The sequence below is a fragment of the Streptomyces mutabilis genome, assembly GCF_046628145.1.
GTDB lineage: Bacteria > Actinomycetota > Actinomycetes > Streptomycetales > Streptomycetaceae > Streptomyces > Streptomyces mutabilis.
In genome coordinates this window covers 4,263,157-4,287,967 of the sequence record NZ_CP176874.1, presented here as the reverse complement: position 1 = coordinate 4,287,967, position 24,811 = coordinate 4,263,157, and the positions used below count along the sequence as shown (strand labels likewise).

Annotated in this window: 28 protein-coding genes; 10 read left to right on the top strand and 18 right to left on the bottom strand. The window is 71.1% G+C overall.

Going from position 1 to position 24,811, the window contains the following annotated elements; genetic code table 11:
- Positions 1-236 precede the first annotated feature (236 nt).
- The 3 genes from folB (at position 237) to ACLIN4_RS19255 (ending at position 1,777) form a co-directional block, all read left to right on the top strand.
- A complete protein-coding gene (folB, locus tag ACLIN4_RS19265) occupies positions 237-596 on the top strand; it encodes a dihydroneopterin aldolase (protein ID WP_100047154.1) in 360 nt (119 codons plus the stop codon).
- On the top strand, positions 593-1,204 hold the full coding sequence (folK, locus tag ACLIN4_RS19260; RefSeq protein ID WP_100047155.1) for a 2-amino-4-hydroxy-6-hydroxymethyldihydropteridine diphosphokinase: 612 nt from the start codon (positions 593-595) through the stop codon (positions 1,202-1,204). Before folB ends, folK begins: the two co-directional genes overlap by 4 nt.
- A gap of 84 nt (positions 1,205-1,288) precedes the next feature.
- Entirely contained in the window at positions 1,289-1,777 is a 489-nt protein-coding gene (locus tag ACLIN4_RS19255) for a DUF3180 domain-containing protein (RefSeq protein WP_100047156.1), read from the top strand.
- Between the two features lie 79 nt (positions 1,778-1,856).
- On the opposite strand, the gene folE is transcribed toward ACLIN4_RS19255, so the two are convergent.
- The 6 genes from folE to dacB form a co-directional block, all read right to left on the bottom strand.
- Positions 1,857-2,462, bottom strand: a complete 606-nt coding sequence (gene folE, locus ACLIN4_RS19250; RefSeq protein ID WP_100047157.1) for a GTP cyclohydrolase I FolE — start codon at positions 2,460-2,462, stop codon at positions 1,857-1,859.
- 121 nt (positions 2,463-2,583) lie between these two features.
- Entirely contained in the window at positions 2,584-4,623 is a 2,040-nt protein-coding gene (gene ftsH / locus ACLIN4_RS19245; RefSeq protein ID WP_100047158.1) for an ATP-dependent zinc metalloprotease FtsH, read from the bottom strand.
- A 195-nt stretch (positions 4,624-4,818) separates the two neighbouring features.
- Positions 4,819-5,358 (bottom strand): hypoxanthine phosphoribosyltransferase, encoded by a 540-nt coding sequence (gene hpt / locus ACLIN4_RS19240; RefSeq protein WP_229831030.1) that lies wholly within the window; start codon positions 5,356-5,358, stop codon positions 4,819-4,821.
- 95 nt (positions 5,359-5,453) lie between these two features.
- Complete coding sequence (gene tilS, locus ACLIN4_RS19235; RefSeq protein WP_100047159.1) at positions 5,454-6,500, bottom strand: tRNA lysidine(34) synthetase TilS; 1,047 nt, start codon at positions 6,498-6,500, stop codon at positions 5,454-5,456.
- Positions 6,501-6,692: 192 nt separating this feature from the next.
- Positions 6,693-7,820 carry a zinc-dependent metalloprotease gene (locus ACLIN4_RS19230; protein WP_107479669.1) on the bottom strand — a complete coding sequence of 376 codons (1,128 nt, stop codon included), beginning with the start codon at positions 7,818-7,820 and terminating at the stop codon, positions 6,693-6,695.
- 140 nt (positions 7,821-7,960) lie between these two features.
- On the bottom strand, positions 7,961-9,565 hold the full coding sequence (gene dacB / locus ACLIN4_RS19225) for a D-alanyl-D-alanine carboxypeptidase/D-alanyl-D-alanine-endopeptidase (RefSeq protein ID WP_411576046.1): 1,605 nt from the start codon (positions 9,563-9,565) through the stop codon (positions 7,961-7,963).
- A 79-nt stretch (positions 9,566-9,644) separates the two neighbouring features.
- On the opposite strand from dacB, the gene ACLIN4_RS19220 reads away from it, so the two are divergent.
- Positions 9,645-10,136 carry an inorganic diphosphatase gene (locus ACLIN4_RS19220; protein ID WP_007452023.1) on the top strand — a complete coding sequence of 164 codons (492 nt, stop codon included), beginning with the start codon at positions 9,645-9,647 and terminating at the stop codon, positions 10,134-10,136.
- Positions 10,137-10,263: 127 nt separating this feature from the next.
- Positions 10,264-11,970: a threonine/serine ThrE exporter family protein gene (locus tag ACLIN4_RS19215; RefSeq protein WP_107479668.1), complete on the top strand. Its 1,707-nt coding sequence runs from the start codon at positions 10,264-10,266 to the stop codon at positions 11,968-11,970.
- Positions 11,971-12,024: 54 nt separating this feature from the next.
- Here the strand turns inward: ACLIN4_RS19215 and ACLIN4_RS19210 are convergent, their stop codons facing one another.
- On the bottom strand, positions 12,025-12,906 hold the full coding sequence (locus tag ACLIN4_RS19210; RefSeq protein WP_107479667.1) for a DedA family protein: 882 nt from the start codon (positions 12,904-12,906) through the stop codon (positions 12,025-12,027).
- Between the two features lie 132 nt (positions 12,907-13,038).
- Between ACLIN4_RS19210 and ACLIN4_RS19205 the strand changes: the two genes are divergently transcribed.
- Positions 13,039-13,404, top strand: a complete 366-nt coding sequence (locus tag ACLIN4_RS19205) for a YbjQ family protein (RefSeq protein ID WP_107479975.1) — start codon at positions 13,039-13,041, stop codon at positions 13,402-13,404.
- Positions 13,405-13,425: 21 nt separating this feature from the next.
- Here ACLIN4_RS19205 and ACLIN4_RS19200 read toward each other — a convergent pair whose 3' ends face one another.
- Entirely contained in the window at positions 13,426-14,187 is a 762-nt protein-coding gene (locus ACLIN4_RS19200; protein WP_107479976.1) for a MerR family transcriptional regulator, read from the bottom strand.
- A 99-nt stretch (positions 14,188-14,286) separates the two neighbouring features.
- Between ACLIN4_RS19200 and ACLIN4_RS19195 the strand changes: the two genes are divergently transcribed.
- The gene (locus ACLIN4_RS19195; protein ID WP_290013865.1) at positions 14,287-15,714 is read left to right on the top strand and encodes a glutamate decarboxylase; all 1,428 of its coding nucleotides are present in this window, start codon (positions 14,287-14,289) and stop codon (positions 15,712-15,714) included.
- Between the two features lie 36 nt (positions 15,715-15,750).
- Here ACLIN4_RS19195 and ACLIN4_RS19190 read toward each other — a convergent pair whose 3' ends face one another.
- The 5 genes from ACLIN4_RS19190 to ACLIN4_RS19170 all read right to left on the bottom strand — a co-directional run bounded on the left by ACLIN4_RS19190 (position 15,751) and on the right by ACLIN4_RS19170 (position 20,623).
- A complete protein-coding gene (locus ACLIN4_RS19190) occupies positions 15,751-16,518 on the bottom strand; it encodes an ABC transporter permease (protein WP_107479980.1) in 768 nt (255 codons plus the stop codon).
- A gap of 11 nt (positions 16,519-16,529) precedes the next feature.
- Entirely contained in the window at positions 16,530-17,471 is a 942-nt protein-coding gene (locus tag ACLIN4_RS19185) for an ATP-binding cassette domain-containing protein (RefSeq protein WP_107479977.1), read from the bottom strand.
- A 92-nt stretch (positions 17,472-17,563) separates the two neighbouring features.
- Positions 17,564-18,205, bottom strand: a complete 642-nt coding sequence (locus ACLIN4_RS19180) for a PadR family transcriptional regulator (protein ID WP_107479978.1) — start codon at positions 18,203-18,205, stop codon at positions 17,564-17,566.
- A gap of 57 nt (positions 18,206-18,262) precedes the next feature.
- Positions 18,263-19,723, bottom strand: a complete 1,461-nt coding sequence (locus tag ACLIN4_RS19175; RefSeq protein ID WP_107479979.1) for an aldehyde dehydrogenase family protein — start codon at positions 19,721-19,723, stop codon at positions 18,263-18,265.
- A 75-nt stretch (positions 19,724-19,798) separates the two neighbouring features.
- On the bottom strand, positions 19,799-20,623 hold the full coding sequence (locus tag ACLIN4_RS19170) for a helix-turn-helix domain-containing protein (RefSeq protein WP_100046042.1): 825 nt from the start codon (positions 20,621-20,623) through the stop codon (positions 19,799-19,801).
- 356 nt (positions 20,624-20,979) lie between these two features.
- Between ACLIN4_RS19170 and ACLIN4_RS19165 the strand changes: the two genes are divergently transcribed.
- Positions 20,980-21,501, top strand: a complete 522-nt coding sequence (locus ACLIN4_RS19165) for an ATP-binding protein (protein ID WP_373429020.1) — start codon at positions 20,980-20,982, stop codon at positions 21,499-21,501.
- 85 nt (positions 21,502-21,586) lie between these two features.
- Here the strand turns inward: ACLIN4_RS19165 and ACLIN4_RS19160 are convergent, their stop codons facing one another.
- The 5 genes from ACLIN4_RS19160 to rpmG all read right to left on the bottom strand — a co-directional run bounded on the left by ACLIN4_RS19160 (position 21,587) and on the right by rpmG (position 24,079).
- A complete protein-coding gene (locus ACLIN4_RS19160) occupies positions 21,587-21,865 on the bottom strand; it encodes a DUF397 domain-containing protein (protein ID WP_043371843.1) in 279 nt (92 codons plus the stop codon).
- 304 nt (positions 21,866-22,169) lie between these two features.
- Positions 22,170-22,403, bottom strand: coding sequence for a 30S ribosomal protein S18 (rpsR, locus tag ACLIN4_RS19155; RefSeq protein ID WP_100046020.1), 234 nt, complete (start codon positions 22,401-22,403; stop codon positions 22,170-22,172).
- 6 nt (positions 22,404-22,409) lie between these two features.
- Entirely contained in the window at positions 22,410-23,657 is a 1,248-nt protein-coding gene (locus ACLIN4_RS19150; RefSeq protein WP_411576045.1) for a CobW family GTP-binding protein, read from the bottom strand.
- Positions 23,654-23,908 (bottom strand): type B 50S ribosomal protein L31, encoded by a 255-nt coding sequence (locus tag ACLIN4_RS19145; RefSeq protein WP_107480557.1) that lies wholly within the window; start codon positions 23,906-23,908, stop codon positions 23,654-23,656. The genes ACLIN4_RS19150 and ACLIN4_RS19145 overlap by 4 nt, the downstream gene beginning before the upstream one ends.
- Before the next feature lie 6 nt (positions 23,909-23,914).
- Entirely contained in the window at positions 23,915-24,079 is a 165-nt protein-coding gene (gene rpmG / locus ACLIN4_RS19140; protein ID WP_019329852.1) for a 50S ribosomal protein L33, read from the bottom strand.
- 73 nt (positions 24,080-24,152) lie between these two features.
- On the opposite strand from rpmG, the gene rpmB reads away from it, so the two are divergent.
- Positions 24,153-24,389, top strand: a complete 237-nt coding sequence (gene rpmB, locus ACLIN4_RS19135) for a 50S ribosomal protein L28 (RefSeq protein ID WP_100046022.1) — start codon at positions 24,153-24,155, stop codon at positions 24,387-24,389.
- The gene (gene rpsN, locus ACLIN4_RS19130) at positions 24,389-24,694 is read left to right on the top strand and encodes a 30S ribosomal protein S14 (RefSeq protein ID WP_043371832.1); all 306 of its coding nucleotides are present in this window, start codon (positions 24,389-24,391) and stop codon (positions 24,692-24,694) included. The genes rpmB and rpsN overlap by 1 nt, the downstream gene beginning before the upstream one ends.
- Positions 24,695-24,811: the final 117 nt, after the last annotated feature.

Sequence of the window (24,811 nt, the reverse complement as noted above, 5' to 3'; positions counted from 1 at the left end):
CTGGACGACGCAAGAAGTGGTTGGAATCACGGACCGCCGGGTATGGGCGGCTACCAACCCGTGATCCACCGGGGCCGCCAGGGCAAACACGGGATGAAACCTCCCGGTGACCGCCCGCCCCCGCACACCCCGTGGCCCGGCGCTGTCGGTGCCCGCGGGTAGATTCGACTGTGGCCGCCGTACCGCCCGCACGCGGTACGCACCGGCCGAGACCGACGACTGCAGGAGTGATTCGCGTGGATCGTGTCGCGCTGCGCGGCCTGAAGGCCCGCGGGCACCACGGTGTGTTCCCCAGGGAGCGCGAGGACGGCCAGACCTTCCTCGTGGACATCGTCCTGGGCCTGGACACCCGACCGGCCGCCGCCGACGACGACCTGGCGAAGACCGTGCACTACGGCATCGTCGCCGAGGAGGTCGTGGCCGTCGTCGAGGGAGAGCCCGTCAACCTCGTCGAGACGCTCGCCGAGCGCATCGCCCAGGTCTGTCTGAAGCACGAAGGGGTCGAGGAGGTCGAGGTCTGCGTCCACAAGCCGGACGCGCCGATCACCGTCCCCTTCGACGACGTGACCGTCACCATCATCCGGAGCCGTGTATGAGCGCCCCCTTCGCCAAGGGCCCCAGCGACCCGACCGTACAGCCGGTGCCCGCCTCCGTCATCGAGCAGGTCGACGCGGCCGACACCACGCTGTCCAACCCCAAGCGCGCCGTGGTCGCCCTCGGCGCCAACCTCGGCAACCGCCTGGAGACCCTCCAGGGGGCCATCGACGCCCTGGAGGACACCCCGGGCGTGCGCGTCAAAGGGGTCTCGCCGGTCTACGAGACGGAACCCTGGGGCGTCGCCCCGGACAGCCAGCCCTCGTACTTCAACGCGGTCGTGATCCTCAAGACCACCCTGCCCCCGTCCTCCCTGCTGGAGCGGGCGCACGCGGTCGAGGAGGCCTTCCACCGGGTCCGCGACGAGCGCTGGGGACCGCGCACCCTGGACGTCGACATCGTCGCCTACGCGGACGTCGTCTCCGACGACCCGCAGCTCACCCTCCCGCACCCGCGCGCCCACGAACGCGCCTTCGTCCTCGCCCCCTGGCACGACGTGGACCCCGACGCCCAGCTGCCGGGACACGGCCCGGTCGCCGACCTCCTGGACGCCGTCACCCGGGACGGTGTCGCGCCCCGCGCCGACCTGGAACTCCGGCTGCCCGAATAGTCGTTAAGGTCGACGGGTCAGGACGACCGTGCCGACGACGAGGCCGAGGGCCACGCCGGGGAACCGAAGGGACACCCGAACACCGTGAAAGAGTTGCGCATCAGGGTGCTGGTCGGCGTTTTCCTCGTCGCCGGAATCCTGTCCTGGGCGGGCGCCCGCCTGTGGAACTCGATCGGGAGCCTCCCGAGCGTCCCCCTGGCCGCCCCCGTCGTCCTGGCGCTGATCGCCGTGATCCTGCTGGCCACCGCTCTCTCGCTGCGCGCCCGTCTGAAGGCCCAGCGGGAGCGCGTGCCGGGCGCCAAGGGCGTCGATCCGATGATGGCGGCCCGCGCGGTCGTCTTCGGCCAGGCCAGCGCCTTGGTGACCGCCCTGGTCGCCGGGATGTACGGCGGCACGGGAGTCTTCCTGCTGGAGTACCTGGACGTCCCGGCCCGTCGCGACCAGGCCGTCTACGCCGGCTTCTCGGTCGTGGCGGGCATCGCCGTGATAGCGGCCGCGATCTTCCTGGAGCGCGTCTGCCGGCTCCCGGAGGACGAGGACGACGACCACCCGGGCGCGGCCACGGCCGCCTGACCACCTCTGACCACGCCTGACACGACCATGCCGCGCCCGACGACCGCCGGACGGACCCGCGGAGGGCGTCGGCAGGCCGTCAGCGCGCCATGATCAGGCTCATCGCCTCGTTGCGGGTGGCGACGTCCCTCAGCTGTCCGCGCACCGCCGAGGTGAGGGTCTTCGCTCCAGGCTTGCGTATGCCGCGCATCGACATGCACATGTGCTCGCACTCCACGACGACGATCACGCCCCGCGGCTCGAGGATCTCCATCAGCGAGTCGGCGATCTGTGTGGTGAGACGTTCCTGCACCTGGGGCCGGCGGGCGTAGACGTCCACCAGGCGGGCCAGCTTGGACAGGCCGGTGATCTTGCCGTTGGTCGCCGGGATGTAGCCGACGTGCGCGACGCCGCGGAACGGGACGAGATGGTGTTCACACGTGCTGAACACCTCGATGTCCTTAACCAGCACCATCTCGTCGTGGCCGAGGTCGAACGTGGTCGTCAGCACGTCCTCGGGCTCCTGCCACAGCCCCGCGAAAATCTCCTTGTACGCCCGCGCCACCCGCGCCGGCGTCTCCCGCAGCCCCTCGCGGTCCGGGTCCTCGCCGACCGCGATGAGCAGCTCTCGTACGGCGTTCTCGGCCCGCTTCTCGTCGAACTCGCCGATCTGGCCCTCGCCGTCCAGCGTCACGGGGTCGGTCATCTGGTGCCTCGTTCCTGTCCTGTACTGCGGTCGGCATACGGGAATGCCGCGCCCCCCAAGGCTAGAACCTGGGGGGCGCGGCATACATTCCGGGCCTGGTGGGGCCGCCGGGAGGGCAGGGTCAGCTCTCCGGGCGGTCCTCCGGGGCTCGTTCCGGTGCCGGGGCCGGCTCCGCCGTGGTGCTCTTGGCGGTGGAGATCGCCGCCGTGGCGCCGTTCGCTCCGTTCGTCAGGGCGAGCTCCTTGGGGGAGAGCACCGGCGGACGGGTCGAGGGCGTACGGCGCGAGGAGCCGGTCCAGGCGGGCCGGGACGGACGCTTGACGATCTGCGAGAAGATCTCGGCGATCTCCTCCTTGCCCAGCGTCTCCTTCTCCAGCAGCGCGAGGACGAGGTTGTCGAGGACGTCGCGGTTCTCGACCAGGATCTCCCAGGCCTCGTTGTGCGCCGTCTCGATGAGCTTCTTGACCTCCTCGTCGACCAGCGCGGCGACCTCTTCCGAGTAGTCGCGCTGGTGCGCCATCTCACGCCCGAGGAACGGTTCGGTGTTGTCGCCGCCGAACTTGATCGCACCGAGGCGCTCGGTCATGCCGTACTGCGTGACCATCGCACGAGCCAGGCCGGTGGCCTTCTCGATGTCGTTGGCGGCACCGGTCGTCGGGTCGTGGAAGACCAGTTCCTCGGCCGCGCGGCCGCCCAGCATGTAGGCGAGCTGGTCGAGCATCTCGTTGCGCGTGGTCGAGTACTTGTCCTCGTCCGGGAGCACCATCGTGTAACCGAGGGCCCGGCCTCTCGACAGGATGGTGATCTTGTGGACCGGGTCGGAGTTCGGTGAGGCCGCCGCGACCAGGGCGTGACCGCCCTCGTGGTACGCGGTGATCTTCTTCTCCTTGTCCGACATGATCCGGGTCCGCTTCTGCGGGCCCGCGACCACACGGTCGATCGCCTCGTCCAGCATGTGGTTGTCGATCAGCTTCTGGTCGCTGCGGGCCGTCAGCAGGGCGGCCTCGTTCAGCACGTTGGCCAGATCGGCACCGGTCATGCCGGGCGTACGGCGGGCGACGGCCGACAGGTCGACGTCCGGGGCGACCGGCTTGCCCTTCTGGTGGACCTTGAGGATCTCCAGACGGCCCTGCATGTCCGGACGGTCGACGGCGATCTGCCGGTCGAAGCGGCCGGGACGCAGCAGCGCCGGGTCGAGGATGTCGGGCCGGTTCGTCGCGGCGATGAGGATCACGCCGCCCTTGACGTCGAAGCCGTCCATCTCGACGAGCAGCTGGTTCAGGGTCTGCTCGCGCTCGTCGTGACCGCCGCCGAGGCCGGCGCCGCGGTGACGGCCGACCGCGTCGATCTCGTCGACGAAGACGATCGCCGGGGCGTTCGCCTTGGCCTGTTCGAACAGGTCGCGGACCCGGGAGGCACCGACACCGACGAACATCTCGACGAAGTCGGAACCGGAGATCGAGTAGAACGGCACGCCCGCCTCGCCCGCCACGGCGCGCGCGAGCAGGGTCTTGCCGGTGCCGGGCGGGCCGTACAGCAGCACGCCCTTGGGGATCTTGGCGCCGACGGCCTGGAACTTGGCCGGCTCCTGCAGGAACTCCTTGATCTCGTGGAGTTCCTCGACGGCCTCGTCCGATCCGGCGACGTCCGAGAACGTCGTCTTGGGGGTGTCCTTGGTGATGAGCTTGGCCTTGGACTTGCCGAAGTTCATGACCCGGGAGCCGCCGCCCTGCATCTGATTCATCAGGAACAGGAAGACGACCACGATCAGGACGAACGGCAGCAGCGAGAGCAGGATCCCGACGAACGGGTTCTGCTTCGACGGCGACACCGTGTAGCCGTCGGAGATCTGCTTGTCCTGGTACTTGTTCTGCAGCGTGTTGGCGAGGGTCACGCCCTGGTCGCCGATGTAGCTCGCCTGGATCTTCGAGCTGCCCTCGACCTTTTCGCCGTCCTTGAGCTGAACCTGGATCTTCTGCTCATCGCCGGTGGTCAGCTTGGCCGACTCGACCCTGTTGTCGTTGATCGCCTGGACGACCTGGCCTGTGTCCACCGTCTTGTAGCCGCCGGACGAGCCGACGACCTGCATCAACACGACCACGGCAAGGACGGCCAGCACGATCCACATGACCGGCCCACGGAAGTATCGCTTCACGTCCATCCACACGGAGCGGTGCCGCCCCGTCCCTCCTGCCATAGTGAGTTTGATAAGACAGTTCTTCTGACGGTACCCCAGCCGGGCGGCCCTCAGCCGCACGGGACGGCCGGCGTCCCGTCTGCATGCTCCAACGGCGCGGGAGCCTCCGGGGTTCCCGGCCGCCCCCACGAACGCCGCAGAGCGCCCTGCAGGGCCGTGTCAGCCGCCGTAGACGTGGGGCGCGAGCGTACCGACGAACGGGAGGTTGCGGTACTTCTCGGCGTAGTCGAGGCCGTAGCCGACGACGAACTCGTTGGGGATGTCGAAGCCGACCCACTCCACGTCGATGGCGACCTTCGCGGCGTCGGGCTTGCGCAGCAGCGTGCACACCTTCAGCGAGGCGGGCTCGCGCGAGCCGAGGTTGGAGATCAGCCAGGACAGGGTCAGCCCGGAGTCGATGATGTCCTCGACGATCAGGACGTGCTTGCCCTTGATGTCGGTGTCGAGGTCCTTGAGGATCCGCACCACTCCGGAGGACTGGGTGCCGGCGCCGTACGAGGACACCGCCATCCAGTCCATCGTGACGGGGGTGGACAGCGTGCGCGCGAGGTCGGCCATGACCATCACGGCGCCCTTGAGCACTCCGACGATGAGCAGGTCCTTGCCCGCGTACTCCGCGTCGATCTTCGCGGCCAGCTCGGCCAGCTTCGCGTCGATCTCTTCCTTGGTGATGAGTACCTTCTCGAGGTCGGCACCCATGTCGTTCGCGTCCACCCGCATCACTTTCGGTCGTCCCACCGGCCACTCCGGAGCACCCCGGCGATCCGGCTACGGATCGGTGGGAGGGTCCGGATTCAGCCTTGCCGAATCACCAGTCTGCCACCCTGCCGCCGGGCGACGACTTTGCCGGGGAGGTTGATGGCCCCCTGACCGCGCCATCCGGTGATCAGCCGGTCGACTTCCTCGACGTGGCGGGCGAACAGCGCACCGGCCGGGGCACCGGCGTCGATGGCGGCGCGGCGCAGGATCCGGCGGCGTACGGCGGGCGGGAGGGCGTAGAGCTTGGCGCACTCCAGGACGCCGGAGGCGTCGCGGACGCCGGCCTCGGCCTGACGGGCCCAGGCGTCCAGGGCGTCGGCGTCGTCGCGGGAGAGCTGGGCCGTACGGGCGAGGGCCTCGACGACTCCCTTGCCCAGGGCCTTCTCCAGGGCGGGCAGACCTTCGTGACGCAGCCGGGAGCGGGTGTAGGCGGGGTCGGCGTTGTGCGGGTCGTCCCAGACGGGGAGGGACTGGACCATGCAGGCCTTGCGGGCGGTCTGCCGGTCGACCTGGAGGAAGGGGCGCCGGTAACGGCCGCCGGCCCCCGAGACCGCGGCCATGCCCGACAGGGAGCGGATGCCGGAGCCGCGGGCGAGGCCCAGCAGGACGGTCTCGGCCTGGTCGTCGCGGGTGTGGCCGAGCAGGACGGCGGCGGCTCCGTGGCGGGCGGCGGCGGCGTCCAGGGCGGCGTAGCGGGCGTCGCGGGCGGCGGCTTCGGGCCCGCCTTCGCGTCCGACGGTCACGGCGGTGGCCTCGACGGGGTCCAGGCCCAGTTCGCGCAGGCGCAGGACGACCTCTTCGGCGCGCAGGTCGGAGCCGTTCTGCAGGCCGTGGTCGACGGTGACGCCGCCGGCACGGACGCCGAGCCGGGGGGCCTCGAAGGCGAGGGCGGAGGCGAGCGCCATGGAGTCGGCACCGCCGGAGCAGGCCACGAGCACGAGCGGCGACGGCGGGCGCTCGGGCATGCGCTCGGCGGCCGTCGCGGCGGGTACGCCGGCCGTGGTGTTCAGTTCGGTGAGGATGTCGTGGAGGACGCGGCGGACCGCCAGGCGTATCGCCGCGACCGCAGGATGGGGACCCATGTCCGGTGCCCTTCATGAAGTTGTCGGGGGGTGAGCCCGAGGTTCGGTCACGCAGAGTGTGTAGATGGTGACAGAAACGGGCCGTTCCCCGAGCATCGCACGCCTGTCGAGAGCCCACGGTCCCTCGGACGGGTGATTGGAGGGGCGTTCGACTGCCGTCGGCCGGATTCGTTCACACCCGATCCGCGCGGCTCACGACTCCGTCTTCCGGTGCACCCGCGCGATCCAGTCCGCCGGTTTGGAGATCTCCGACTTGGTGGGGAGGGTGTTGGGCGAGGTCCAGACGCGGTTGAAGCCGTCCATGCCGCACTCCTCGACGACGGCCCGCACGAAGCGTTCGCCGTCCCGGTACTGGCGGAGCTTGGCGTCCAGGCCGAGGAGCTTGCGCAGCGCCAGGTCGAGGCGGGAGGCGCCCTTGGCGCGGCGCTGCTGGAACTTCTCGCGGATCTCCCCGACGCTCGGCACGACCGCCGGGCCGACCCCGTCCATCACGAAGTCGGCGTGGCCCTCCAGGAGCGACATCACGGCGGTGAGCCGCCCGAGCACCTCCCGCTGGGCCGGGGTCTGCACCAGTTCGACGAGCGAGCGTCCGCCGTCCTCCTCCTCGCCCTCGGGACGGCCGCCGGCGAGGGTCTGGGCGGCCTCGCGGACCCGCTCCAGCACGGTCATGGGGTCGACGTCGGTCTCCGCGAGGAACGACTGGATCTCGCCCTCCAGGTGGTCCCGCAGCCAGGGCACCGCGGTGAACTGGGTGCGGTGCGTCTCCTCGTGCAGGCACACCCACAGGCGGAAGTCATGCGGGTCGACGTCGAGTTCGCGCTCCACGTGCACGATGTTCGGCGCGACGAGGAGGAGCCGGCCGCCGCCGTTCGCACCGGCGGGCAGTTCGCGGGTGGCCGGGGCGAAGGTCTCGTACTGGCCGAGGACGCGGGAGGACAGGAACGACAGCAGCATGCCCAGCTCCACGCCGGTGACCTTGCCGCCGACGGCACCGAGGACCGCGTTGCCCGCGCTGCTGCCGCGCCGCTCCTCCATCTTGTCCAGCAGGGGTTTGAGGATCTCCCGGAACCCGGCGACGTTCGCCCGGACCCAGCCCGGGCGGTCGACGACGAGGACGGGGGTGTCGTGTGCCTCGTCGGTGGCCAGGCGGGTGAAGCCCCGGACGTGTTCCTCCGAGGCCTTGGCGTGGCGGCGGAGTTCCGCGACGACGGCCCTGGCCTCGTCGCGGCTCACTTCGGGGCCCGGCCGTACGAGCCGGGTCGCGGTCGCCACCGCGAGGTTCCAGTCGACCATGCCGGAGGATGCGCCGATGCTCGTCATTCCTCAACGGTACGGGAGCGCTGCCGCTGGGGGCAGGCTGTGGCGGGCGGTGGGGTGGGCCGGGCTGGGCTGCTGGGTGTCGACCGGCGTCGGTGCGGGGCGGGGGTGGGTGTCGCAGCCCGGGGTAGCGGGGGGGACGGCTACGGTGCCGCGGACGCCAAGGCCGTCGCCGCTCGGTCCAGGGCCGCCTGGGCCTCCCACGCGTTCGTCGTGTCCGAAGCCAGGAAGGCGAAGCCCAGGAGGCGGCCTTCCTCGGTGACCACCGTGCCGGCGAGGGTGTTGACGCCCGTCAGGGTGCCGGTCTTGGCGCGTACGACACCGGCCGCGCCGTCCGTGTAGCGGCTGCTCAGCGTGCCGGTGAAGCCGGCGACGGGGAGACCGGTGAGGGCCGGGCGGAGCTCGGGACGGGCCGGGTCGGCGGCCTCGGTGAGCAGGGCGGTGAGGAGGTCGGCGGTGATCCGGTCGGTGCGGTCCAGGCCGCTGCCGTCGTGGAAGCGGGCCCCGCCCACGGGCAGGCCCAGCCGCTTCAGCCGGGCCTCGATCGCCGCCGACACGCCGTCGAAGTCGGCGGGCTCGCCCGTCGCCACGGCGGTGTGGCGGGCCAGGGCCTCGGCGATGTCGTTGTCGCTGTTGGTCAGCATCCGCTCGACCAGCACCGACAGCGGGGGCGAGGAGACGGTGGCGAGGGTGTCCGAGCGGTCGGTGGCCTTGGAGGGGCCGGGGGGCGACGCGGTGACGCCGTGCCGCTCCAGGAAGCCGGCGAAGGTGCGGGCGGCGTCGGCGGCCGGGTCGGGCACGCGCGGGGCGGGGCCGCTGGTGGAGTCGTCCGTGCGGCCCTCGTCGGCCATCAGGGCGGTGACGCGAGCGAGGTTCTCGTTGACCCCGATCGGGTGCATTTCCGCACCGGCGTACAGCGTCGTGTCGTACGACAGCGTCACCTCGCGCACGTCCCGCTTCTTCAGTGCGGCGGCGGTCCGCTCGGCGAGGGTGCGCAGGCTCGCCAGGCCCCGGGCGTCCTCGCGTGCGGTGAGGGTGGGGTCGCCGCCGCCGACCAGGACGAGTTCGCCGGTGTCCGCCTCCAGGGCGGTGCGGGTGGTGAGGCGGTGGTCGGGACCGAGGGCACTGAGGGCGGCGACGGCGGTGGCGATCTTGGTGGTGGAGGCGGGGGTGAGCGCCTTGTCGGCGCCGAGGCCGTACAGCCGCTTGCCGGTGGTGAGGTCGACGACGGCCGCCGCGCGGTCGCTGCCGAGCGCCGGGTCCTCCAGGAGCGGTCCGAGGGCGTCGGCGAGGGCCGTCCTCCCCGGCGCCGCCTTGGCACCGCCCGGGACCCCGCCGGAGGTGTCGCCGAGGCCGGTGAGGACGGACGGGGCGCTGGGCGCGGGCCGGGGCGAGCCGGACGTCGTACCGGAGCCGTCCTGTCCGCGGCCGTGATCTGCGCCACCCGTACGCTCCAGGGCGACGGCCCGGTCCCGCTCGGCCGTACGCTGACCCGTGGAGTCCCAGGGGCCGGCGGCGGTCACCACACCGGCGGCCAGTGCCAGCCCGGCCGTGGCGGCACCGGCGGTGTACTGCCAGGTCTTCGGTCCCGTGATCCGGGTGAGCTGCGGCGCCGTGGCCCGTGCGAACCGTGCGACCCGCGGTTTCGCAGCCCGCGCGGCGCGCGCGAGACGCGGTCGGACGGCACCCGCGGCCCGCACCACATGCGGTCTCGCGGCCCGCCAAGGCCTCAGCTCTGGCACTACCACCAGCCCCTTTCGCGATCACACACCTGCGTGAGGGACACTTAATCACCAGAACTATGTGCTGATCATGGAGGAGCGTCCGGTGGAGTTCGACGTCACGATCGAGATCCCGAAGGGTTCGCGGAACAAGTACGAGGTGGACCACGAGACCGGTCGTATCCGCCTGGACCGCCGCCTGTTCACCTCGACCGCCTACCCGACCGACTACGGCTTCGTCGAGAACACCCTCGGCGAGGACGGCGACCCGCTGGACGCGCTGGTCATCCTGGACGAGCCGACCTTCCCGGGCTGCCTGATCCGCTGCCGCGCGATCGGCATGTTCCGGATGACGGACGAGGCCGGCGGCGACGACAAGCTGCTGTGCGTCCCGTCGACCGACCCGCGTGTGGAGCACCTGCGTGACATCCACCACGTCTCGGAGTTCGACCGCCTGGAGATCCAGCACTTCTTCGAGGTCTACAAGGACCTGGAGCCCGGCAAGTCCGTCGAGGGCGCCGACTGGGTGGGCCGCACCGACGCCGAGGCCGAGATCGAGCGGTCCTACAAGCGCTTCAAGGACCAGGGCGGCCACTGAGCACGCCTCCTGAAGCCACTTCCGTAACGGGCCGCACGCGTGCGCGTGCGGCCCGTTCACGTTTGGGTGCGCATACTGAGGGCTACAGGAGGGTGTGTCGTACGAGGGCCCAGGGAGCGTTTCGCAGGTGACGGAGGCGGAGGACCGCAAGCCGCAGTCGGACGAGGCGCGCAGTGCCTTCCGGCCGCCCAGCGGCGTCGGCGCGCCGGTCGACGGCGAGTCGTCGACGACGTCCGAGTTCGAGATCCCGCAGGGCCTGGCGGTCCCCCGGAACACCGGCTCGGAGTCCGAGACGACCTCCGAGTTCGCGCTGCCCGAGGGGCTGGACGCGCCGACGGGGACGCCCGCGGAGACCGAGGGCTCGGCGTTCAGCATGCCGAGCACGTACCACGCGTGGTCGCCGGCCGCCTTCACCCCGGCGAGCGGCTTCCCGGCGGTGAACCTGACGGACGTGCCCTGGCAGGACCGCATGCGCGCCATGCTGCGCATGCCGGTGGCCGACCGGCCCGCACCCGAACCGTCGCAGAAGCACGACGACGAGACCGGGCCCGCCGTGCCGCGCGTGCTCGACCTGACGCTGCGCATCGGGGAGCTGCTGCTGGCGGGCGGCGAGGGCGCCGAGGACGTGGAGGCGGCGATGTTCGCCGTCTGCCGCTCCTACGGCCTGGACCGCTGCGAGCCGAACGTCACCTTCACCCTGCTGTCGATCTCCCACCAGCCGTCCCTGGTCGAGGACCCGGTGACGGCCTCGCGGACGGTGCGCCGCCGGGGCACCGACTACACCCGGCTCGCGGCCGTGTTCCACCTGGTGGACGACCTCAGCGACCCGGACACGCACATCTCCCTGGAGGAGGCGTACCGGCGCCTCGCGGAGATCCGCCGCAACCGGCACCCGTACCCCACGTGGGTGCTGACCACGGCCAGCGGGCTGCTGGCGGGCGCGGCGTCGGTGCTGGTCGGCGGCGGTTTGACCGTGTTCGTCGCGGCGATGCTGGGCTCGATGCTCGGCGACCGGCTCGCCTGGCTCTGCGCCGGGCGCGGGCTGCCGGAGTTCTACCAGTTCGCGGTGGCCGCCATGCCGCCGGCCGCGATGGGGATCGTGCTCACGCTGATCCACGTCGACGTGAAGGCGTCGGCGGTCATCACCGGTGGCCTCTTCGCGCTGCTGCCCGGGCGGGCGCTGGTCGCCGGGGTGCAGGACGGCCTGACCGGCTTCTACATCACCGCCGCGGCACGCCTGCTGGAGGTCATGTACTTCTTCGTCAGCATCGTCGCCGGGGTACTGGTGGTGCTGTACTTCGGCGTCCAGCTGGGCGCCGAGCTCAATCCGGACGCCCAGCTGGGCACCGGCGACGAGCCGCTCGTGCAGATCGGCGCGTCGATGCTGCTGTCGCTGGCCTTCGCGATCCTGCTCCAGCAGGAACGGTCCACCGTGCTGGCGGTGACCCTGAACGGGGGTGTCGCCTGGAGCGTGTACGGCGCCATGCACCTCGTCGGCGACATCTCGCCGGTGGCCTCCACGGCCGCCGCGGCGGGGCTGGTGGGTCTGTTCGGGCAGCTGATGTCCCGGTACCGGTTCGCGTCGGCGCTGCCGTACACGACCGCGGCGATCGGGCCGCTGCTGCCCGGTTCGGCGACGTACTTCGGGCTGCTGGCCATCGCGCAGAGCGAGGTCGACCGGGGGCTGGTGTACCTGTCCACGGCGGTGGCCCTCGCCATGGCCATCGCCATCGGGGTGAACCTCGGCGGTGAGATCTCGCGGCTGTTCCTGCGGGTGCCCGGCGCGGCGAGTGCGGCGGGCCGGCGGGCGGCCAAGCGGACCCGGGGCTTCTAGGAAACGCAGTGGGGGCGGGGCCGCTGCAGCGACCCCGCCCCCACTCGGTCCGTGTCAGTGCCCCTGGTTGTACGGCTGCTGGTAGCCCTGCGGGTCGTACGGCTGCTGCGGGTACTGCTGCGGCTGCTGATACTGCTGGGCGTAAGGCTGCTGCGGCTTCGGCTGCTGGTACTGCTGCTGCGGCTGCTGGTACTGCTGCGGCTGCGGCTGCTCGTACGGGTCCACGCGGCGGAGCTGGGTCGTGGCGTCGTCCATCACCGGGTACGACTGCTGCGGCTGCTGGACCTGGGCCGTCTGGGGCTGGACCGCCGGCGCCTGCTTCTTCTTCTTGCGCTCGCGCAGGTACTCGATGGCGATCGGGACGACCGAGAGGACGACGATCAGGACCAGGATGGGCTCGACGTTGGTACGGATGAACTCGATCTGCCCGAGCCAGTAGCCCGCCAGGGTGACGCCCGTGCCCCAGGCGATGCCGCCGATGACGTTGTACGTGAGGAACGTGCGGTACTGCATGCGGCCGGCGCCCGCCACGATGGGGGCGAAGGTGCGCACGATCGGCACGAAGCGGGCCAGGACGATCGCCTTGGGCCCGTACTTCTCCATGAACTCGTGGGCCTTGTCCAGGTTCTCCTGTTTGAAGAGCTTGGAGTTCGGGCGGTTGAAGAGCTTGGGGCCGAGGAACTTGCCGATCATGTAGCCCACCTGGTCGCCGATGACGGCGGCCAGCACGATCAGGGTGCACACCAGCCACAGCGGCTGGCTGATGTACTCGCCCTGGGCGACGAAGAGGCCCGCGGTGAACAGCAGGGAGTCACCGGGCAGGAACGCGAAGAGTCCGGACTCGGCGAAGACGATGAGCAGGATGCCCGGCAGAGCGAAGGTCTCGATCAGGTAGTCCGGGCTCAGCCACTCGGGGCCGAGCGCAAGCGTGGTCACGGGAATGTGGCTCCTGCACTGGGGGGCGGGCGGGGGCTGGCTGCCCAAACGTATCAACGCAGCCGTCCGGTTCCAGGTTCCACGGGACGGCTGGGGGTGCACTGTGCCCCCGCCCGGGGAAGCCTGAGAACCATGGGGATTGAAGAATACGGCGGCGGACAGGGCCCTCGGCCCGAGGTGCTCGTCGTGACCACGAACGACCTGCCGGGCCATCGGGTGCAGGAGGTGCTCGGGGAGGTCTTCGGGCTGACCGTGCGCTCCCGGCACCTGGGGAGCCAGATCGGCGCCGGGCTGAAGTCGCTGGTCGGCGGCGAGCTGCGCGGGCTCACGAAGACGCTGGTGGAGACCCGCAACCAGGCGATGGACCGGCTGGTCGAGCAGGCCCGCGCGCGGGGGGCCAACGCCGTGCTGGCGTTCCGCTTCGACGTGACGGAGGCGGCGGACGTGGGCACCGAGGTGTGCGCGTACGGGACGGCGGTGGTCGTGGCCCGGGAGTGAGACCCGGGCCACGACCACCGCTCAGGAGGTGTGCCGGACGGCGTTGGCGAGGATCGCGTCGCGCATGTAGGCGGCGAGCCCCGGCTTGGCGGCGTCGATGTTTCGCGTGAAACGTTCGTCCGAGACGTACATCTCGCCCAGGCAGGTGTGCATCTCGTACCCGCAGTCGTAGTGGTTGCGGGCGATGCCCTGCCGGTGGTCCTCGGCGACGTCCATGGCCGCCTCCGAGTCGGCTGGCTCACCGGCCTCCATCAGGGCGACGAAGCGCCGGGTGAGCGCGTCGGCCTCGTCCTGGACGCGCTGCCAGTCCTCCTTGGTGTACGAGGCGGTCTTCTCCTTGGACTGGCGGTAGGCGTCGGTGTCTCCCCAGCGCTCCCGGACCTCCTCCTCGTACTGGTCGGGGTCGAAGTCGCCGAAGACCTCGAACTTCTCCTCGGGCGTGAGGTTGATGCCCATGCTGCGTGCCTCCATGGCGTGCTCCACGGCCGCCGCCATCTTCTCCAGCTTCTCGATCCGGGCGGTCAGCAGTTCGTGCTGGCGGCGCAGGTGTGCGCGCGGGTCCGCGTCCGGGTCGTCGAGCAGGACGGCGACCTCGTCGAGCGGGAAGCCCAGCTCCCGGTAGAACAGGATCTGCTGCAGCCGGTCGAGGTCGGCGTCGCTGTAGCGCCGGTGGCCCGCGTGGCTGCGCTCGCTCGGTACGAGCAGGCCGATGTCGTCGTAGTGGTGCAGGGCGCGCACCGTCACTCCGGCGAAGCCGGCCACCTGTCCCACGGAGTAGCTCACTTCCGCTCCCTTCTCTGACGCCCTCCACGCTGCCGCCTCACGCGACGTGAGGTGCAAGCCCGAGTGCGAGGTCCGGGACCCGGACCTACCGTCGGCTGCATGCCATTGCACCAGGGACCCCACGAGTCCCACGACGACGACCGCGACCGGCGCCGGCTCGCCGTCAACCCGTTCCACGGCGCGACGAACCCGCTCGGCGGCATGACCGAGGCGCCGCCGACCCACCGCCTCCCCGACTCCCCGCTGCCCCCTGAGACGGCGTATCGGCTGGTCCACGACGAGCTGATGCTGGACGGCAACGCGCGCCTCAACCTGGCCACCTTCGTCACCACCTGGATGGAGCCGCAGGCCGGGGTGCTGATGGCCGAGTGCCGGGACAAGAACATGATCGACAAGGACGAGTACCCGCGCACCGCCGAGCTGGAGCGGCGCTGTGTGGCGATGCTCGCCGACCTCTGGCACGCGCCCGACCCGTCGGCGGCCGTGGGCTGCTCGACGACCGGGTCGAGCGAGGCCTGCATGCTGGCCGGGATGGCGCTGAAGCGGCGCTGGGCGCTGCGCAACGCCGACCGGTACCCCTCGAAGGACGCCCGGCCCAATCTGGTGATGGGCGTGAACGTCCAGGTCTGCTGGGAGAAGTTCTGCAACTTCTGGGAGGTGGAGGCCCGGCAGGTGCCGATGGAGGGCGACCGCTTCCACCTCGACCCGCAGGCCGCGGCCGAGCTGTGCGACGAGAACACGATCGGGGTCGTCGGCATCCTCGGCTCCACCTTCGACGGGTCCTACGAGCCGGTCGCCGACCTGTGCGCCGCCCTGGACGCCCTCCAGGAGCGGACCGGCCTCGACGTCCCGGTGCACGTCGACGGAGCCTCCGGCGCGATGGTCGCCCCCTTCCTCGACGAGGACCTGGTGTGGGACTTCCGGCTGCCGAGGGTCGCGTCGATCAACACCTCGGGGCACAAGTACGGGCTCGTCTACCCCGGCGTCGGCTGGGCGCTGTGGCGGGACGCGGACGCGCTGCCCGAGGAACTGGTCTTCCGGGTCAACTACCTGGGCGGCGACATGCCGACCTTCGCGCTGAACTTCTCCCGGCCCGGCGCGCAGGTGGTCGCGCAGTACTACACGTTCCTGCGGCTGGGGCGGGACGGTTACCGCGCGGTGCAGCAGGCGTCGCGGGACATCGCGCGAGGGCTCGCCGAGCGGGTGGCGGCGCTCGGCGACTTCCGGCTGCTGACGCGCGGTGACCAGCTGCCGGTGTTCGCCTTCACGACGGCCGACGACGTGACGGCGTACGACGTGTTCGACGTCTCCCGGCGGCTGCGGGAGGGCGGCTGGCTGGTGCCCGCCTACACCTTCCCGCCGAACCGCCAGGACCTGTCCGCGCTGCGCGTGGTGTGCCGCAACGGCTTCTCCGCCGACATGGCGGACCTGCTGGTCCAGGAGCTGGAGCGGCTGCTTCCGGAGCTGCGGCGGCAGCCGCGCCCGCTGACCCGGGACAAGGGTGCGGCCACCGGTTTCCACCACTAGCGGCCGTCGTCCGCATCCCGCCGCGGACGACGGCCCTCAGCGGCTGAGCCGGGCGAACCGCCGCACCGCCAGCGGGAAGAACACCGCCACGAGGGCGAGCGGCCACCCGACCGCCGCCCACACGTGCCCCGCCTCGCCGCCGGGGCCGCCGAACAGGTCGCGTACGGCGGTGGCGGTGTGGGACATCGGGTTCCACCCGACGAGCGTGCCCAGCCAGCCCGGCATGGCGTCGGGGGTGGCGAAGGCGTTGGAGAGGAAGCCGACCGGCCAGACCAGGATCTGCACCGCCTGCACCATTTCCGGCTTCCCGGCGACCAGGGCCAGGTGGATGCCGACCCACAGCATCGCGAACCGGAACAGCAGGAGCAGGCCCACCGCGCCCAGGAAGGCACCGGGGCCGCCGTGCGCCCGCCAGCCGAGCGCGTACCCGACGGCGATCAGCACCGCGAGCCCGGCCGCCGACTGGAGCATGTCGGCGGTGCAGCGGCCCACCAGGACCGCCCCGTTGGTCATGGGCAGGGAGCGGAAGCGGTCGACGACTCCCTTGTCGAGGTCCCGGGTGACGGCGATCATCGTGCCCTCCAGGCCGAAGGCCATGGTGAGCGCGAGCATCCCGGGAACGAGGTAGTCGACGTACGCGCCGCTCACCCCCCGGCCGCCGCCGACGAGGTAGCCGAACATCAGCAGCAGCATGACCGGGAAGACCAGATTGACGACGACCGGGACCGGCTGCCGCGCCCAGCGGGCCAGCTCGCGGCGGGTCATGGTCCAGGAGTCGGTCAGGGCGTAGGACGTGGCGTGCATGGCGTTCGTACTCACACGGCCTCCTTCGTGCGGTCGGTGAGGTGCAGGAAGACCTCGTCCAGGGTCGGGCGGCGCAGGGCCACGTCCTCGGCCTCCAGACCGGCCTCCTCCAGCGCCCGTACGACGCCGGACAGGGCCGCCATCCGGTCGGTGACGGGTGCGCTGAGCAGCCGGCGGTCGGCATCGACGCGGGCGCCGGTGAGCGGCGGCAGGGCGAGGGCGGCGCCGAGCTGTCCGGCGTCGCGCAGGACGACGTCGACGCGGTCGCCGCCGGTGGCGGCCTTCAGCTCGTCCGCCGTGCCGTCGGCGATGACCCGGCCTGCGTCGACGACCGAGATGCGGTCGGCGAGCTGGTCGGCCTCCTCCAGGTACTGGGTGGTGAGCAGGACCGTCGTACCGCCCCCTACCAGGGAGCGGACCGAGGACCACACCTCGGCGCGACCGCGCGGGTCGAGGCCGGTGGTCGGCTCGTCCAGGAAGAGCACCTCCGGTTCGGTGATGAGGGACGCGGCCAGGTCCAGGCGGCGCCGCATGCCGCCGCTGTAGGCGCTGACCGGTTTGCGTCCGGTGTCGGTGAGGTCGAAACGGGCCAGGAGTTCGTCGGCACGCGCGCGTGCCCGCCGGGCGCCCAGGTGGTGGAGCCGGCCGAACATCTCCAGGTTCTGCCTGCCGCCCAGCTCCTCGTCGAGCGCCGCGTGCTGGCCGAGCAGGCCGATGCGCAGCCGTACGGCGTACGCCCGGGTGACGACGTCGTGGCCGGCCACCTCGATGCGGCCCGCGTCGGGGCGCAGGAGGGTGGACAGGATGCGGACCAACGTCGTCTTGCCCGCGCCGTTGGGCCCCAGAACGCCGTGGACCGTGCCCCGCGCGACGGTGAGGTCGAGTCCGTCCAGCGCGTGCTTGTCGCCGTACTTCTTGCGTGCTCCTTCGACGATGATCGCCGCGTCGGTCACTCGGTCTCCTCAATTAGTCAAACTTGACTACCAGCGGAGGAGGGTATGCCCGTCGAGGCACTTAGTCAAACTTGATTAGCCGACCGAGTTCATCAGTCCCGGTCGCCGGGATGCGGCTCCCCCGCACCGTACGGGTTCTCCTCGCCCTCGCCGAGGACGCCGACGAACGGCTCGCCCTCCCCGGCGAAGGTGTACGCGCCGCCGCGGATGCGCTCGATCAGCGCGCGGGTCCACTCGGCGCCGGTGTCGGCGGAGTGCACCCAGAAGTTCATGATCTCGCCGATGTGCCCGAGCTGCCCGGGCCCCTCCTCGGGCGTGTAGTACTCGGTGACGGACCTGCGCCACTCCTGGATCGCGCGGATCCGCTCCTCCAGCAGGCCGAGCACCTCCTCGCGCCCGAGGTCGACCATGAGGCCGAGCCCGGCGGAGAGCACGTCGGGCTTCTGGTCGTACGCGGTGAGGGACTCCCGCAGCAGCGTGAAGTACTCCTCTGCCCCCTGCTCGGTGATCTCGTACTCGGTGCGCGGCGGGCCGCCCGCGGTCGACGGGGCGATCTCGTGCGCGACCAGCAGGCCCTGCTTGGCCATCTGCTTCAGCGCGTGGTAGATCGAGCCGGGCTTGGCGTTGGACCACTCGTGCGCGCCCCAGTACTCCAGGTCGTTGCGCACCTGGTAGCCGTGGGCCCGCCCGTGCTGGCGCACCGCGCCGAGCACCAGGAGTCGGATCACTGACATGGCACCCAGCGTAGGCGGGACCGGGGACGGGTCACGCCCCGGTCCCGGGAGACCCCCTCAGAACGGGAAGCCGCTCCGCCCGTGCTGCACCGAGATCCACTTCTGCGTGGTGAAGGCGTCCAGCATGGTGTCGCCATTGAGGCGGCCGATGCCGGAGTGCTTCTCGCCGCCGAAGGGCACGATCGGCTCGTCGTGCACGGTGCCGTCGTTCACGTGGAACATGCCGGTGTCGATCCGCTTGGCGAAGTTGACGCCGCGCTCGATGTTCCCGGTGTGCACGGCGCCGCTCAGACCGTACGGGGTGTCGTTGACCAGGCGTACGGCCTCCTCCTCGCCGTCGAAGGGGACGAGGAAGGCGACCGGGCCGAAGACCTCCTGCTTCAGCAGGGCGGAGTCGGCGGGCAGGCCGGTCAGGACCGACGGCTCGACCAGGTTGTCCGTGGTCGTGCCGCGCACCAGGGCGGTGGCACCCTCGGCCAGCGCCTGCTCGACGACGGCCGAGATCGCGTCCGCCTGCGAGGAGTTGATCACCGGGCCGATGACCGTCGAGGGGTCGCGCGGGTCGCCGGTCTTGAGGCCGGCGACCTTGGCCACGAACTTCTCGGTGAACTCGTCGGCGACCGAACGGTCGACCAGGACGCGGTTGGCGGCCATGCAGACCTGCCCCTGGTGCACGAACCGGCTGAAGACGGCGGCGTCCACCGCGTAGTCGACGTCGGCGTCGTCGAGGACGACCAGGGCGCTGTTGCCGCCGAGTTCGAGGACCGAGCGCTTGAAGGTCGCGGCGCAGACGGTGGCCACGTGGCGGCCGACCTTGTCCGAGCCGGTGAAGGAGATGACCTTCGGGACCGGGTGCTCCAGGAAGGCGTCGCCGATCTCCGCGATGTCCGTGACGACGACGTTCAGCAGACCGCCCGGCAGGCCGGCGTCCTCGAAGAGCTTGGCGACCAGGGTGCCGCCGACCACCGGAGTGTTCTGGTGCGGCTTGAGGACGACGCCGTTGCCGAGGGCGAGGGCCGGGGCGACCGACTTCAGGGAGAGCAGGAAGGGGAAGTTGAAGGGGCTGATGACGCCCACGACGCCGACCGGCACCCGGTAGACGCGGTTCTCCTTGCCGTCGACCGGCGAGGGGATGATCCGGCCCTCGGGGCGCAGCGACAGGTGCACGGCCTCGCGCAGGAACTCCTTGGCGAGGTGCAGTTCGAAGGCGGCCTTCAGGCGGGTGCCGCCGAGCTCGGCGACGATCGCGTCACTGATCTCCGCCTCGTGGTCCTCGACCAGGCGCAGCACCTTCTCGAACACCGCGCGGCGGGCGTACGGGTTCGTCGCCGCCCACTGCTTCTGCGCGCGCTCGGCGGCCCGGTAGGCCTCGTCGACCTCGTCGACCGTGGCTATGGTGATCGAGGCCAGCTTCTCGTTGTCGTACGGGTTGAAGTCGATGATGTCCCAGGAGCCGGTGCCCGGTCGCCACTCGCCGTCGATGTACTGCTGGGCGAGGTCGGTGAAGTACGACGACATGTGATCCCTCAATCCCCATAGCTGCCGCCGCGTCCGCGAGCAAGCGGCCTGATTGAGCGTCATCGTACTTATGTCTCAGGAGAGTTGGAGAAGACCCCGCAGAAGGTCCCGGCTCTCGTCCGGCCCCGGGCTGTCCTGCTGGAGTTCCTTCAGCGCGGTCTCGTACTGGGTGACGTCCTCGTGCTTGTCGAGGTACAGCGCGCTGGTGAGCTGCTCCAGGTACACGACGTCCGAGAGGTCGGACTCGGGGAAGCTGAGGATCGTGAACGCGCCACTCTCGCCGGAGTGCCCGCCGAAGCCGAACGGCATGACCTGGAGGCGGATGTTGGGGCGTTCGGACATCTCGATGAGGTGCTGGAGCTGTCCGCGCATCACCTCGCGGTCGCCGTAGGGGCGGCGCAGCGCGGCCTCGTCCAGGACGATGTGGAACTCGGGAGCGTTCTCGGCGACGAGGTGCTTCTGCCGCTCCAGGCGCAGGGCCACCCGGCGTTCGACGTCCGCCTCGCCGGCGCCCTTCATGCCCCGCCGGACGACCGCGCGGGCGTACTCCGCGGTCTGCAGCAGGCCGTGCACGAACTGCACCTCGTAGACTCGGATCAGCGAGGCGGCGCCCTCCAGGCCCACGTAGGTGGGGAACCAGCTGGGCAGCACGTCGGAGTAACTGTGCCACCAGCCCGCGACGTTGGCCTCCTTGGCCAGCGAGAGCAGGGAGTTGCGCTCCTGCTCGTCCGTGATGCCGTACAGCGTCAGCAGGTCCTCGACGTCCCTCGTCTTGAAGCTCACCCGGCCCAGCTCCATCCGGCTGATCTTCGACTCGGAGGCGCGGATCGAGTAGCCCGCCGCCTCCCGCGTGATCCCCCGCGTCTCACGCAGTCGCCTGAGTTGTGATCCGAGCAGCATGCGCCGCACCACCGATCCGGGCTCTCCCGCGCTCACCTTCGCCAGCCTCCCCAACCGTCTTCAGGGGCCGAAGTCTGCCACTAAAACACTCCGAGCAGTACTCGTCCGGTTACGGAAACGGAATCGAGCCAAAAGGAACGCGCAGGATCATGCGCGGAACGGTCCGGAACCGGCCGCGAAACGGGGTGAAGGGCAGGCGAAGATGACGGAAAAATTGACCAACAAGCGGTACGGGCAGGTCCATTTCGGTCACGTGCACGTGCATCTGCCCTTGCATCTGCGGTACGCATCCGAAACCATGGTCCCGCACCACCGCGCCGCATCGCTACGGACCGCGAATTTCGGGAGTGCCTCGCATGGGGACGAATGGATCGACCATGCTCGAGCCGTTACGGCAGGGCCTTCCGCCACTCGACCCCGCGGCCGTGTCCAACGCCGCCTCCTGCGCCCTGCCGCCACGCTTCGAGGCGGTGCGCGAGGCCAGGGGCTTCACCCGCAGAACGCTCGACGGCTGGGGCATGGGCGACCGGTTCGACGACGTCTGCCTCGTCGTCTCCGAACTCGTCACCAACGCGCTGCGCCACGCGCTGCCCGCCGACACCCCGCGCGGGCCCGAACACAACGGCCCGGTCCGGCTGCACCTGATGCGCTGGCCCGAGCGGCTGGTGTGCGCGGTGCGCGACCCCAGTCACGACAGCCCGGTGGCGCGCGAGACGGACGACTTCTCGGCGGAGTCGGGCCGGGGCCTGTTCCTCGTCGACTCCTTCAGCGACAGTTGGGGCTGGCACCCGCTCGCCGGCACGCTCGACGGCAAGGTGGTCTGGGCGCTGTTCCGGCTCGGGCGGCCCGGCGGGGGGACCGGCCCGGCCTACGAGTGACGACGGACCGCGGCACCTTCGCGTGCCGCGGATCTACGCGTGTCAGCTCGCGTCCCCGGGCGGGCCGGCCGGCGTCCGGGACGCGTCAGCCGGCGACCAAGTGGTCGAACTCGCCGTCCTTGACGCCCAGCAGCATGGCCTCGATCTCGGCGCGCGTGTAGACGAGCGCGGGCCCGTCGGGGAAGCGGGAGTTGCGCACCGCCACCGCGCCGTCGGGCAGCCGCGCGAACTCCACGCACGACCCCTGCGAGTTGCTGTGCCGGCTCTTCTGCCAGGCCACGTCGTGCAACTGCGTGGCGGCCATGCCGTTGTACACGCCGGACGCGTCGTCAGCGGCGTACACGTCGTACACGTCGTGGTCCACAGGTCGCTCCCCGGTGGTGCACTGGCTGATGTGGCCATTGATGCAGTGGTCAACTGATCCGGATCATAACCCTGTTCACGTGCGGATGCATGAGCAAATGCACGTGCACGCGCGGTGCTCCCGCGGTTACAGCTTCGACGACCGCTCGACCGAGTCCCGCACTCTTTGACGCCCGCTCCGAAGAACTCGTTCCCGCGTATGCCCCCGTATTCGAAGAACATGCAACAACATGCAACAAAACCGAGGGCCCGCTCCGATGAGCGGGCCCTGGGCTCCGGCGCCGGTGAACGGCTCGCGGCGCGGGTCAGCGTGTGGAGTACGGCAGCAGCGCCATCTCCCGGGCGTTCTTGATCGCTCTGGCCAGCTGCCGCTGCTGCTGGGACGTCACGCGGGTGACCCGGCGGCTGCGGATCTTGCCTCGGTCGGAGATGAACTTCCGCAACAGGTCGGTGTCCTTGTAGTCGATGTACGTCACTCCGGCCTGGTCCAGCGGATTGGGCCGCTGCTTGGCGGGCTTGCGGTCGTTCTTGCGGGGCATGGGCTCTCAGACCTCCAGGAGGGTGTCGAAGGCGGACGGCAGGCGCTCCCAGGCGGCCCGTCCGGCGGCGTACTCGGCGTCGGTCAGCAGGCAGGACTCCAGGAGCCGTTCCAGGCCGTCGCGGTCGAGGCCGGGGGACGTGAAGACCAGGTGCTGGCAGCGGTCGCCGTGCTCGGGGTGCCAGTCCAGCGCGGCGGCGGCGCGGCGCACCGGCGGCACCAGCTCCCAGGCCGCGTCGGGCAGCGAGGCGAGCCACGGCCCCGCGCCCTCCACGCACAGCGCTCCGCCGGCGGCGTCCCAGTGCAGCAGCGTGTCCGCCTTGTCGGCGAGCCAGAACCGGCCCCGGCTGCGGGCCGCGGCGCAGGTCAGGTCCTCCAGCGCCGCGTAGAGACGCTCCGGGTGGAAGGGCCGGCGGCTGTGCCACACCAGGGTGGTGACGCCGTGCGCGTCGGCCTCGGCGGGCAGCAGGGCGCAGGCCGGGTGCTGAGCGGCGGCAGCGGCCTCCACGTCGAAGCCGGCGAGTGCGGCGCGCGCCAGCTCGGACGAGGGGCTGGGCTCGGACGGGCGGGGCGACGCGGACGGGCGGGGCGGCGCCTGCGGGCTGGGCGACGCGGACGGCGCGGGCGGGGAGCCCGCCGGGTCACCGTGGCCGATCGGGACCCGGCGGGCCGTCGGATGCAGCTGGGCCAGCAGCTCGCGGTCCTCGTCGTCGGCCTCCGGGGAGTCGGCGAGGGCGAGGACGGGGGCGTACTCCAGCTGGCGCGCGAAGGTGTCGGCGACGGTGCGCTGGTCGGTGGCCGCGGCGGCGAGGCCGCCCTCGGCGAGGTCGTCGCCGTTGCCGAGGTACGGCAGCACCAGCGCCGGGTCGACGGCGGTGATCACGCCGGTGACGGTGAAACCGCCGGCCGTCACCACCTCGGCCATCGCCTTGGGCTCCACGGAGTCCCACAGCTCGACGACGGCCAGCGGGGTGCCACCGGCGTCCGCGAGGCGGGCCAGTTCGGGGACGAGGTCCTCGCGCAGGGCGCAGCAGGCGCAGTCGTTGACGAGCGGCGCCTCGCCGGCGGAGACGATGCCGGTGGCGTCCCGCACGGTCCGCACGACCGTGCCCGCGGTGGCCGTCGCAAGGTCGTGGTGGAGGACGACGCTGCCGGGCACGTCGGCGAGGAGCCGGGCCACGGCCGCCTTTCGGGCGTCGGCGTGCAGTCCGCCGACGATCACCACGGGCAGCGCCGGGCGGTCGGGCCCGCTCATGCCCCGCCCCGCTTCCCGTACCGCCGCTCGAACCGCTCCACGCGGCCGGCCGTGTCCAGGACTCGGGCGGTGCCGGTGTAGAAGGGGTGGCTGACGTTCGAGATCTCGACGTCGACGACCGGGTAGGTGTGGCCGTCCTCCCACTCGATCGTGCGCTCGCTGGTCATGGTCGAGCGGGTGAGGAAGGCGTAGTCGGCTGCGCGGTCGCGGAAGACGACCGGGCGGTACTCGGGGTGGATGCCCTTGCGCATGGCGGGTCAGCGCTCCTCTCGGAAGTCGACGTGCCGGCCGGCGACCGGGTCGTACTTGCGCAGGACCAGCCGGTCCGGGTCGTTGCGGCGGTTCTTGCGGGTGACGTAGGTGAAACCGGTCCCGGCGGTGGACCGGAGTTTGATGACCGGGCGGAGTTCGTTGCGTGCCATGGCTGGTATCTTACTGAAAATGAATTCCATTAACAGCTAGGGGTCCTCCGACCCGAAGGAGAGGTACGTCACCGTGTCCGCCCACTGCATGCTGACCGGGGCCCGGCCCGGCTTCGGCAACCGCATCTCGCACTCCCACCGGCGGACCTCCCGCCGCTTCGACCCCAACGTCCAGAGCAAGCGCTACTGGCTGCCGAGCGAGAACCGGCACGTCCGGCTGCGGCTCAGCGCGAAGGGGATCAAGACCGTCGACGCGATCGGCGTCGAGGCGGCCGTGGCCCGCATCCGTGCCCGGGGAGTGAGGATCTGATGGCGAAGAAGAGCAAGATCGCGAAGAACGAGCAGCGACAGCGGACCGTCGCCCGGTACGCCGAGCGCCGGGCCGAACTGAAGGAGATCGTCCGCCGGCCGTCCTCCACGGAGGCCGAACGGCTCGCCGCCCAGCGGGAACTGCGCAGGCAGCCCCGCGACGCGAGCGCCACGCGGGTGCGCAACCGCGACCAGGTCGACGGCCGCCCGCGCGGTTACCTCCGCACCTTCGGGCTCTCCCGGGTGAACCTGCGTGAGCAAGCGCACGCCGGTCACCTTCCCGGGGTGCGCAAGGCGTCCTGGTAGCTTGCGGCTGTCTTGGGGCCGAACGGCCGCCCGGCAACAGCTTGGAGCTTCCGGTGACATGGGTGACTGTGGACAGTACGGCGAGCACGGCGAACGCGACGAGCGCGGCTGCGGGTA

Excerpts from the sequence above, each read along its gene's own strand:
- ACLIN4_RS19150 (WP_411576045.1), bottom strand. The coding sequence starts at position 23,657 with ATGAGCGGGCCCGACCGCCCGGCGCTGCCCGTGGTGATCGTCGGCGGA.
- tilS (WP_100047159.1), bottom strand. The coding sequence starts at position 6,500 with ATGGGTCCCCATCCTGCGGTCGCGGCGATACGCCTGGCGGTCCGCCGC.
- ACLIN4_RS19190 (WP_107479980.1), bottom strand. The coding sequence starts at position 16,518 with ATGCACGCCACGTCCTACGCCCTGACCGACTCCTGGACCATGACCCGC.
- ftsH (WP_100047158.1), bottom strand. The coding sequence starts at position 4,623 with ATGGACGTGAAGCGATACTTCCGTGGGCCGGTCATGTGGATCGTGCTG.
- folE (WP_100047157.1), bottom strand. The coding sequence starts at position 2,462 with ATGACCGACCCCGTGACGCTGGACGGCGAGGGCCAGATCGGCGAGTTC.
- ACLIN4_RS19165 (WP_373429020.1), top strand. The coding sequence starts at position 20,980 with ATGGGGACGAATGGATCGACCATGCTCGAGCCGTTACGGCAGGGCCTT.
- ACLIN4_RS19145 (WP_107480557.1), bottom strand. The coding sequence starts at position 23,908 with ATGCGCAAGGGCATCCACCCCGAGTACCGCCCGGTCGTCTTCCGCGAC.
- rpsN (WP_043371832.1), top strand. The coding sequence starts at position 24,389 with ATGGCGAAGAAGAGCAAGATCGCGAAGAACGAGCAGCGACAGCGGACC.
- ACLIN4_RS19230 (WP_107479669.1), bottom strand. The coding sequence starts at position 7,820 with ATGACGAGCATCGGCGCATCCTCCGGCATGGTCGACTGGAACCTCGCG.
- rpsR (WP_100046020.1), bottom strand. The coding sequence starts at position 22,403 with ATGCCCCGCAAGAACGACCGCAAGCCCGCCAAGCAGCGGCCCAATCCG.
- rpmG (WP_019329852.1), bottom strand. The coding sequence starts at position 24,079 with ATGGCACGCAACGAACTCCGCCCGGTCATCAAACTCCGGTCCACCGCC.
- ACLIN4_RS19180 (WP_107479978.1), bottom strand. The coding sequence starts at position 18,205 with ATGTCAGTGATCCGACTCCTGGTGCTCGGCGCGGTGCGCCAGCACGGG.
- folK (WP_100047155.1), top strand. The coding sequence starts at position 593 with ATGAGCGCCCCCTTCGCCAAGGGCCCCAGCGACCCGACCGTACAGCCG.
- hpt (WP_229831030.1), bottom strand. The coding sequence starts at position 5,358 with ATGGGTGCCGACCTCGAGAAGGTACTCATCACCAAGGAAGAGATCGAC.
- ACLIN4_RS19175 (WP_107479979.1), bottom strand. The coding sequence starts at position 19,723 with ATGTCGTCGTACTTCACCGACCTCGCCCAGCAGTACATCGACGGCGAG.
- ACLIN4_RS19195 (WP_290013865.1), top strand. The coding sequence starts at position 14,287 with ATGCCATTGCACCAGGGACCCCACGAGTCCCACGACGACGACCGCGAC.
- ACLIN4_RS19205 (WP_107479975.1), top strand. The coding sequence starts at position 13,039 with ATGGGGATTGAAGAATACGGCGGCGGACAGGGCCCTCGGCCCGAGGTG.
- ACLIN4_RS19170 (WP_100046042.1), bottom strand. The coding sequence starts at position 20,623 with ATGCTGCTCGGATCACAACTCAGGCGACTGCGTGAGACGCGGGGGATC.